This is a genomic window from Microbispora sp. NPDC046973, from assembly GCF_040644495.1.
Taxonomy (GTDB): domain Bacteria; phylum Actinomycetota; class Actinomycetes; order Streptosporangiales; family Streptosporangiaceae; genus Microbispora.
Genome location: NZ_JBEYWQ010000067.1, coordinates 1 through 8,714, shown reverse-complemented (window position 1 = coordinate 8,714; position 8,714 = coordinate 1). Strand labels below are relative to the sequence as shown.

Annotated in this window: 8 protein-coding genes and 1 pseudogene; 5 read left to right on the top strand and 4 right to left on the bottom strand. The window is 70.2% G+C overall.

What is annotated here, in order from left to right:
* The 3 genes from ABZ860_RS42620 to ABZ860_RS42610 all read right to left on the bottom strand — a co-directional run.
* On the bottom strand, positions 1-368 hold a 368-nt coding region (locus tag ABZ860_RS42620; protein WP_357232510.1), incomplete at its 3' end, for a DUF742 domain-containing protein.
* Positions 369-372: 4 nt separating this feature from the next.
* The gene (locus ABZ860_RS42615) at positions 373-801 is read right to left on the bottom strand and encodes a roadblock/LC7 domain-containing protein (RefSeq protein ID WP_357232507.1); all 429 of its coding nucleotides are present in this window, start codon (positions 799-801) and stop codon (positions 373-375) included.
* Positions 798-3,554, bottom strand: coding sequence for a nitrate- and nitrite sensing domain-containing protein (locus tag ABZ860_RS42610; protein WP_357232504.1), 2,757 nt, complete (start codon positions 3,552-3,554; stop codon positions 798-800). The genes ABZ860_RS42615 and ABZ860_RS42610 overlap by 4 nt, the downstream gene beginning before the upstream one ends.
* A 301-nt stretch (positions 3,555-3,855) precedes the next feature.
* Between ABZ860_RS42610 and ABZ860_RS42605 the strand changes: the two genes are divergently transcribed.
* The 5 genes from ABZ860_RS42605 to ABZ860_RS42585 are packed head-to-tail and all read left to right on the top strand — an operon-like array spanning position 3,856 to position 8,312.
* The gene (locus ABZ860_RS42605; protein WP_357232501.1) at positions 3,856-4,947 is read left to right on the top strand and encodes an ABC transporter substrate-binding protein; all 1,092 of its coding nucleotides are present in this window, start codon (positions 3,856-3,858) and stop codon (positions 4,945-4,947) included.
* 19 nt (positions 4,948-4,966) lie between these two features.
* Positions 4,967-5,740, top strand: coding sequence for an ABC transporter permease (locus ABZ860_RS42600; RefSeq protein WP_357232497.1), 774 nt, complete (start codon positions 4,967-4,969; stop codon positions 5,738-5,740).
* On the top strand, positions 5,737-6,525 hold the full coding sequence (locus ABZ860_RS42595) for an ABC transporter permease subunit (protein ID WP_357232494.1): 789 nt from the start codon (positions 5,737-5,739) through the stop codon (positions 6,523-6,525). The genes ABZ860_RS42600 and ABZ860_RS42595 overlap by 4 nt, the downstream gene beginning before the upstream one ends.
* A 9-nt stretch (positions 6,526-6,534) precedes the next feature.
* On the top strand, positions 6,535-7,311 hold the full coding sequence (locus ABZ860_RS42590; protein ID WP_357232491.1) for an ABC transporter ATP-binding protein: 777 nt from the start codon (positions 6,535-6,537) through the stop codon (positions 7,309-7,311).
* On the top strand, positions 7,308-8,312 hold the full coding sequence (locus ABZ860_RS42585) for a methyltransferase (RefSeq protein WP_357232488.1): 1,005 nt from the start codon (positions 7,308-7,310) through the stop codon (positions 8,310-8,312). The genes ABZ860_RS42590 and ABZ860_RS42585 overlap by 4 nt, the downstream gene beginning before the upstream one ends.
* Before the next feature lie 128 nt (positions 8,313-8,440).
* Here ABZ860_RS42585 and ABZ860_RS42580 read toward each other — a convergent pair.
* Positions 8,441-8,714 (bottom strand): annotated as a pseudogene (locus tag ABZ860_RS42580) (ATP-binding protein); the annotation flags it as partial.

Here is an 8,714-nt window from a genome sequence, read left to right as displayed (position 1 = left end):
TGCGGCTGATGCACATGCACCAGCCCCTCCGCCGCCATGTCCGCGATCACCACGCGAACCACACCCAGCGGAATCCGCAGCAACGCCGACACCTCGGCCACCGACCGCACCTGACGGCACAGGGAGGCGATGGCCCGAAATTCCGGGGGCCTCGTGGACAGGTCGTAGTGCGTGGTCGTGGCGGAGGAAACGAGCGCCTCCAGCGCGAGTTGCATGCGGGGCGTCGTACGCCCGCCGGTGACGGTGAACGGGCGGACCGGAGACGCGGGTTCCTCGGGGATCGGGCTGCTCGGCTGCCGCCCCCACGGGTCCGCGCCGGGTTCCTGACCCCACGGGTCCGCGCCCGGCGGCTGTCCCCACGGATCCATCCGGTCACCTCCGGGGATACGACATGGCTTGGAGCTCGGCGCGGACCGCGGGGGTCAGCACCTGACCCGCCCGTTCCACCAGCAACGTCATCTGATAGGCCACCAGACCCAGATCGGAATCCGCCGCCGCCAGCACCGCCAGACAGGACCCGTCACTGATCGACATGATCAGCAACAACCCCCGCTGCATCTCCACCACCGTCTGCGTCACCGGGCCACCCTCGAACACCCGCGAGGCACCCTGCGTCAGACTGATCAACCCGGCCGCCACCGCCGCCAGCTGATCCGCCCTGTCCTTGGGAAACCCGTGCGAGAACGCCAGGGGCAGGCCGTCCGCGGAGACGACGACGGAGTGCGCCACGCCGGGCACCGAACTCACGAAATCATCGATCAGCCAGTTCAGGCCGCGTGCGCCCTGGCTCAACTCACTCATGCGCCGTCCCCTTTCGCGGTCGGGTAGCCCTCGTCCTCACTCAGTTCGCCCCTGGCCACCGCCCGGCCCTGCCGTACGCCCTGCTGCAGGCTCGCCAGGCGGCTGCGGGCCCGGTCGGGCGACAGGAGCGGCGGCGAAGGGGCGGGTGCCGCCGGCGCCGCGGCCGGATCGGCCGAGCCGGGCACCAGGTTGGCCTTCGGCACCCGCTTGGGCAGACCCGATGAGGTCGTGCCGTCCGAGGCGGGCTTCTCGGTGGCCGCCGCCGCGGCCTGCCACCCGGCGTCCACCGGCGAGGTGTTCTGCCAGCCGGATCCGGTGTCGGCGGCGGGAGTACGCCGGAACCAGGCGGACTCGACGGAGGCGAAGATCGGCAGATACTCCTCGGCGGGGGCGGACGGTGCCCCGCCCTGCGGGATCGGGGCGCCGTGCACCGGCCCGGAGATCGCGACCGGGCCGGTCGTCGCCGGCATCGCGCCCAGCCCCATCGGGACGGGCCCGGTCACCGCCGGCAGAGGCCCGGTCGCCGTTTCGTCCATGCCGGACGACCGGCCGCGTATCCGGGTGAGCGGATCGTGGAGGGACGGCGCGGCGGCCCCGGAGGCCGGCAGCTGCTGACGGCCCCAGCCCCCGATGCCCTGCTGCGCGGTCCCCTGCTCGGCCTGCCGCGGGCTCCAGGCCGGGGCGAACGCGCTCGAATAGGCCTCAGGCTGGTGCGCCGGATGACCCATGATGGTCTCCGGCAGCAGGACCATGGCGGTCAGACCGCCTCCGTCGTGCGGCCTGAGCTGCACCCTGATGCCGTTGCGGGCGGCGAGACGGCCGACCACGAACAGGCCCATCCGCCGCGACACCGACACGTCCACCACCGGCGGGTTCGCCAGCCTCCAGTTCGCCTGGGAGATCTCCTCCGACGTCATGCCGATGCCGGAGTCGGTGACGGAGATCATCACGCCCCCGCCGTCGATCCGGTTGCCCGAGACCACCACGCGGGTGTCGCGGGCCGAGAACGACAGCGCGTTCTCCACCAGCTCGGCGAGCAGGTGGATGACGTCGTTGACGGCCTGGCCGGCGATCGAGACGTCCGAGGGGAAGTTCAGCGCCACCCGTTCGTAGCCCTCGACCTCCGACAGCGAGGCCCGGATGACGTCGGTGATCTCGACGGGCCTGCTCCAGCGGCGTGCGGGCTCCTGCCCGGCGAGGACCAGGAGGTTCTCACTGTTGCGGCGCATGCGGGTCGCCAGGTGGTCGAGCTTGAACAGGTCGCCGAGCCGCTGCTCGTCCTGCTCGCCCTGCTCCAGTCCGTCGATCAGGGCGATCTGGCGCTCCACGAGGGTCTGGGTGCGCCGCGACAGGTTCACGAACATCGCGTTGACGTTGCTGCGCAGCCGGGCCTCGTCGCCCGCCAGCCGGATGGCCTCGCGGTGGACCTCGTCGAAGGCCCGCGCGACCTCGCCGATCTCGTCGGCGGACACCACGCCGATCGGCTGCACCGCGGCCTGCCCCGCCGCGCCGTCCTCCGACTCGCGCAGCCGCTGCACCAGGGCGGGCAGGCGGTGCCCGGCGACCTCCAGCGCCTCGCTGCGCAGCCGCCGCAGCGGCCGTACGAGCGAGCGCGCCATGACGGCGGTGATGAGCAGGACCAGCAGGAGGACGACGACGACCATCGTGATGTTGACGACGGCCACGTTCCGGTCGGAACTCTGCAGAGCCTCGCTCCGGGCGACGATCGACTTGGTCAGTCCTGCCATCACGTCGCGCATGAGGTCGGCCTGCTCGCTGATCGCGTCGAACCAGCGGTCGGCGTCGGCCCCTCTGCCGCTGAGGTTGCGAATGGGCTGCCCGGTGCCGACGAGGTACAGCGTCCGGTCGATGAAGAACCGCGCCCGGTCCACCTTCTGGTCGGTGACCGTGTCGTTGTAGAGCTGCCGCTCGTCGGTGGTGGCCACGGCGGTGAACGCGGCCAGTTCGCTCTGCTCCCTGGCCGCCGCGCCGGTGAAGGCGTCGAGCTCGGCGGGGTCGAGCCGCTGCCGGGCCAGTCCCAGGGCGAGCAGCGCGCGCTGCTCCGACACCGCCTCCTTGGCCCGGGCGAGCGCCGCGAGCGCCTTGATGCTGGCGTACAGCCCTTCGTCGGGAACCCCCTGGCCCGCCGCGTCGTACAGCTTCAGCAGGTCGTCGGTGACGAGCCGGTAGTTCTCGATGCCGCGCAGCGGCGGGAGCTGCGACTCCAGCACGATCTTCCGGAACGCGGTCAGGTCCGACAGGCGGGCCAGGGCCCGCGCCATGTCCTCCCGGCCGAGCCCGCCCAGCGCGTCCCCGCTCGTCTCGGCCCGGACGCGCACCTGCTGCGCGGCGGCGTTCACGGCGTCGTGCTGGCTGTTCACCGTGGTGAGCAGGTCTCTGTCACGACGGCCGCCGGCGACGTACTTGACCGACAGGTCCCGCTCCAGCTGGAGCTCGTGGAGGAGCACGCCGACGTTGCCGACGAGCTCGACGGCCTCACGCACCCGCTGATACTCGGCGGCGCTGGATATCGAACTCGCCACCCGCAGGCCGCCGAGCAGGACCGCGACGACGGTGGGCAGCACGATCAGCGCGACGAGCCGGGTTCGCACCCGCCAGTTCTTCAGCTGAATCGAGTTGCCGGTCGCGGGCCCGTCGGGCGGCCCGCCGTCCGCGGAGGACGCGCCGCCGGCGGGCTCGGCGACCGGTTCGGGCTCGGCGCGGCGACCGCTCTCGATCGTTGCTGTCCTCACTGGCGCAACCTCTCGCGCTGAATCTCAGGGATAAGGCTCCGGGGTCGCTCTATTGCGAGAGCCCGCACATCACCGGGCAATTTGAGCATAAGGCGTCGAGATAGACAAAGAGCTTGGGATTTTGGAGCGGTCCAGCGTTTCGCCCCGCCCTAAACGCGTATGCGCAGAGCGGCGCCGAGCAGGGAGAAGGCAATATCGGACAGGACATCCGCGTCGACCCCCATCATGGAACCGGTCCAAGCCCTTGGCCGTAATTCCAAATGACGACAGAGGTGATTTAACCCTCAATTTGACTACAATCGTGACTCAAACACATCTAATCGATACGGCTCCTGTACGCTTCTCGCCCGTCGCCGTCTACGCGGGACCGACCCGTCGCGGGCGGCCACCTCAACACTCCAGACAAGGAGACTTCATGAGGCTTATAAGGCGTACTCTCGCCGTCGGCGTCGCGGCCGTCCTGACGCTCACCGCTTGCGGCACCTCCGACACGACGTCCTCCTCTTCCTCGGGCAACGGACTGGAGAAGACGACGCTGAAGGTCGGCACGATTCCGGTGCCGGACAGCGCGCCATTGCAGGTGGCGATCGACCGGGGGTTCTTCAAGGCCGAGGGCCTGGAGGTCCAGCCCGAGGTGGTCGCCGGCGGCGCCGTCGCCACCCAGAAACTGCTGGGCGGAAGCCTCGACGTGTCGCTCGGCGCGTACGTCGGCACTTTCCTCGCCCAGGACAAGGGCGCGGGGAAGTTCAAGTACGTCGCGGACAGTTATGGCGCCGCTCCCGGCGCTTTCGTCATCATGGTCAAAAAGGACTCCCCGATCAAAACTGTTGCAGACCTCAAGGGGAAGACCATAGCGGTCAATGTTCTCAACAGTGTCAGCCAACTGACCGCCGAGGTGCAGATGAAGGTGGCCGGGGTGACCGCGACCCCGGACCAGTTCGTGGAGAAGAAGTTCCCCGACATGCCCGCCGCCCTGGAAAACGGCCAGGTGGACGCGGCGGCGATGACCGAACCGGTCATCACGGTGGAATCAAAAGCGGGTGGCCGAATCATCGTCGATGAGATGACCGGTCCGACCGAAAGTCTCCCCATCGCCGGCTGGTTCACCACCGACGCCATCGCGAGCAAATATCCCAAGGCGATAGCCGCGTTCCAGCGGGCGCTCGGCAAGGCGCAGGCGCTCGTCGCGAAGGACCGCAAGATCGTCGAGGAGACGCTGCCCAAGTACACCAAGATCGACGCCGCCACCGCCGCCGTCATCTCCCTGGGCTCCTACCCGACCTCCCTCAGCGAGACCCGCCTGCAGCGCGTGGCCGACCTGATGAAGGAGTACGGCTACCTCAAGAACGATCTGGACGTGAAGTCGATGATCCTGCCGCCCCCGGCGAGCTGACGGAGATCCCGCACCTGCCATGGAACACGCACGAGTCCTCCGCGGCGTCGCCGGCGTCGCGGGGTTCCTCGCCGCGGCCGAGATCGTCGGCGCGACCGGCCTGATCGACGACCGCTTCCTGCCCCGCATGTCCACGATCCTCCGCGGCGCGGCGGAGCTGCTCGTCGACCAGGAGTTCCTCGCCGACGCGCGTGCCTCGCTCGTCGCGTGGGGGCTCGGCCTGCTGCTGACCGTGGCGGTGGCGGTCCCGGCCGGACTCGCGCTCGGGGCCCTGCCGCCCGTGGAGCGGGCCGTACGGCCGCTGATCGAGTTCCTCCGGCCCATCCCGTCGGTCGCCATCATCCCGCTCGCGATCCTGCTCTTCAGCGACAACCTGCACCTGAGGGTGGCCGTCGTCGTCTACGCGGCGTCCTGGCCGATCGTCATCAACACGATCTACGCACTGAAGGACGTCGACCCGCTCGCCAAGGAGACCCTGCGCAGCTTCGGGTTCGGCCCGGTGTCCGTGCTGCTGCGGGTGGCGCTGCCCAGCGCCGCGCCCTTCATCGCGACCGGGATCCGCGTCGCCGCCGGCACCGCCGTCATCCTCGTGATCAGCGCGGAGCTGCTCGCAGGAGGGGCGGAGGGCGTCGGGATCTACATCACGGAGGCCGCGAGCGGCAACCGGATGGACCTGATGCTCGGCGCGGCCCTGTGGGCGGGCCTGTTCGGCGTCCTGTCCAACACCGCCCTGGTCGCGGTGGAACGCAGACTGTTCCGCTGGCACGACGTACGCACCGGAGCCGCCCGATGAACGTCATCAGAGCCGTCGGCCGTCTCTGGCTGGTGCCGGTGACGCTCGTGGCCTGGGAGGTCGCCACCCGCGCCGCCGAGCAGCCGTTCTTCCCTCCCCCGTCGGCGACGCTGGCCCGCATGGGCGAGATGTGGCTGTCCGGGCCGCCCGCCCACCTCCTGCTGACGCAACAGGCGATGGACGACTTCGGCCCCAGCCTCGCCCGGCTGTTCGCCGGGTGGACGCTGGCCGCGGTCCTCGGGGTGGCCGCCGGAATCGCCATCGGCTGCTCCCCCCGCCTGTCCGGCTACCTCGACCCGCTGATCCACCTCGGCCGGGCCGTGCCGCCGCCGCTGCTGGTGCCCTTCTTCCTCGCCCTGCTGAAGCTGAGCACGCCGGCGCAGCTCACGACGATCGTGTTCGGGATCATCTGGCCGATCCTCATCAACACCATCGACGGCACCCGGACGGTGGACCGGCAACACCTGGAGACCGCGCGCATCTTCGGGTTCTCGACGGCCCAGCGGCTCACCAGAGTGATCGTTCCCGCCGCGATGCCCAAGATCTTCGCCGGCCTGCGGCTGGCCCTCTCGCTGGCCCTGATCCTGCTGATCATCGCCGAGATCCTCGCCGGCTCCGGCGGCCTCGGCTACCGGCTCCTGACGGCGCAGCGCAGCTACCTCTACACCGACATGTGGGGCTGCCTGGTGGTGCTCGGCCTCCTCGGCTATCTGCTCAACTCCGCGTTCCTGCTGTTGGAACGGCGCGTTCTCGCCTGGCACAGGAACGCCAGGCAGACCACCTAGGAAGGCATCGTGCTCGAGATCACCGATCTGGTCCACTCGTACGGCTCGCATCGCGTTCTCGACGGGGTGAGCATCCGCGCCGCCGAGGGCGAACTCGTCTGCGTCGTGGGCCCCTCCGGCTGCGGCAAGTCCACCCTGCTGCGGTCCGTCGCCGGTCTCATCCGTCCCACCGGGGGCCGGGTGCTGATCGGCGGGCAGCCCGTCGACCGCATCCCCGACAACCTGGCCGTCGTCTTCCAGGACTACAGCCGTTCGCTGTATCCGTGGATGACCGCCGCGAACAACGTGGCGCTGCCGCTGCGACGCCGCGGGCTGGATCGGCGGCGCCGCAGGGAGGCGGCGATGGCCGCACTCGACCAGGTCGGCCTGGCCGACGCCGCGGAGAAGTACCCCTGGGAGATGTCCGGCGGGATGCAGCAACGGGTGTCCATCGCCCGCGCTCTGGCCTACCGCCCCTCCCTGCTGCTGATGGACGAGCCCTTCGGCTCGGTGGACGCGCAGACCCGCGAGGACCTGGAAGACCTGGTGCTGCGGGTCTGCGCGCACCACGGCATGACGACCCTGCTGATCACGCACGACATCGACGAAAGCGTCTACGTCGGCGACAGGGTGATCGTCCTCACCCGGTCGCCGGCCCGGGTGGCCGCCGACCTTCCGGTCGACCTGGGCGAGGCACGCGACCAGATCGCGACGCGGCAACGGGACGCGTTCGTCCGGCTGCGTGCCGAAGTGGGCCGCCTGGTCCGAGGCGGCTCCTCCACCTCAACTGTTCTGGAGAAGCAGTGATCGACTCCACCGGCCCCGTCTGGGACGCCATCGTCGGGCTCTCCCGGTTCGCCGCGCTCGCCGCGATGGCCGAGCTGAACTGCGCCGAACACCTGGCCTCCGGCCCGATGGACGTGGCGCAGCTGGCCAAGGCGTGCGACGCGCACGAGCCCTCCCTGGCGCGCGTGCTGCGGGAACTCGAGACGGTCGGCGTGGTCCGCGCCGTCGCTCCGGGGACGTACGAGCTGACCGAGGAGGGTCACACGCTGCGCGACGGCGTTCCGGGCAGCATGCGCTCCGCCCTGCGCATGGCGGCCGAGAACGGTTACTGGTACGCCATGGGCAACCTGGCGCAGACCGTGCGGGACGGGCGGTCCGCCTTCATCGCGCGTTTCGGCCCTTTGTATGGCTATTTCCAGGAGCGTCCCGAGGCCGCCCGCCTGTTCAACGAGTACATGGCCATCCGCGCGGCGCCGCTGGAGGCCGCCGTGGCCACCGCCTACGACTTCACCGGCGTGAAGACGCTGGTGGACGTCGCCGGGGGAACCGGGCACCTGCTGGCGGCGGTGCTCGACCGGCACCCCGGCATGCGCGGCGTGCTCTTCGACATCGCGCACGTGGTCGAGAAGGCCCGGGAGTCCCTGAGCGCGCGAGGCCTCGGCGACCGGTGCGAGTTCGCGAGCGGCGACTTCTTCGAGAGCGTGCCCGCGGGCGGGGACGTCTATCTGCTGGCCAGCGTCATCCACAACTGGAGCGACGAGGCGAGCCTGCGCATCCTCGCCAACGTGCGGAAGGCGGCTGCCGGCCGCGCCCGGGTGCTGCTGCTGGAAATGGTGCTGCCGGACGACGCCACGCCGCACATCGGCAAGGACCTGGACATGCGCATGCTCGCGTTGACCGACGGCGGGATGGAGCGCACGTTGAGCGAGCACACCCGGCTGCTCGGCGAGGCGGGTTTCACGCTCTCCCGCGTCCTGCCGCTGCCCGCCGGGGCGAGCCTGATCGAGGCCCTGCCCCGCTGAGCCGGGAGTGCCTCACAGAGGCGTGCCCTCGTGGGTGATCTTCCCGAGCCCCATGGAAAGTCCGAGCCATCGAGGAGTTTCCATGGGGTGGAGCAGGCGTCGCCTGGGCCACTCGCAGCAGAGCTTTATCAGACACGACCTTGGTGGAAACCGGGGCCCGGAACGGCGACCCGCATGGTCAGCGCGTGTTCGACGAGCGTGATCAGGGTGCTCTTGACCGATTCGCGGTCGCGGGCGTCGGTGCGGACGATCGGGATCTGCGGCGACAACGACATCGCCTCACGCACCTCCTCCTCGGCGTGCGGGAACTGCCCGTCGAAGCCGTTCACGCCGACGACGAAGGGCAGCCGCGCCTCCTCGAAGTAGTCCACCGCGGGGAAACTGTCGGCCAGCCGCCGGGTG

Excerpts from the sequence above, each read along its gene's own strand:
- ABZ860_RS42600 (WP_357232497.1), top strand. The coding sequence starts at position 4,967 with ATGGAACACGCACGAGTCCTCCGCGGCGTCGCCGGCGTCGCGGGGTTC.
- ABZ860_RS42615 (WP_357232507.1), bottom strand. The coding sequence starts at position 801 with ATGAGTGAGTTGAGCCAGGGCGCACGCGGCCTGAACTGGCTGATCGAT.
- ABZ860_RS42595 (WP_357232494.1), top strand. The coding sequence starts at position 5,737 with ATGAACGTCATCAGAGCCGTCGGCCGTCTCTGGCTGGTGCCGGTGACG.